Below are 309 nucleotides of genomic sequence, written 5' to 3' on the forward strand. Positions count from 1 at the left end.
CTTCCTTTTCGGAGGGACTTTCATTGAGGGACCATCAATAATACGCGCAACCGCCACACCCGGCACGAATTTCCCTTCCTTTTCGGAGGGACTTTCATTGAGGGAGGCTGCTGATAATTGGCGCGAGTTTTTCCGTCAGCGATTTCCCTTCCTTTTCGGAGGGACTTTCATTGAGGGCTGATTTGCTGTTCGGTGCCGCCGGTCGGCTGCAATTTCCCTTCCTTTTCGGAGGGACTTTCATTGAGGGCAAAATTCGCGGGTGTTCGCCGTGCGGTTGTAAATTTCCCTTCCTTTTCGGAGGGACTTTCA

The organism is Rothia sp. HMSC075F09, assembly GCF_001810515.1.
Lineage (GTDB): Bacteria > Actinomycetota > Actinomycetes > Actinomycetales > Micrococcaceae > Rothia.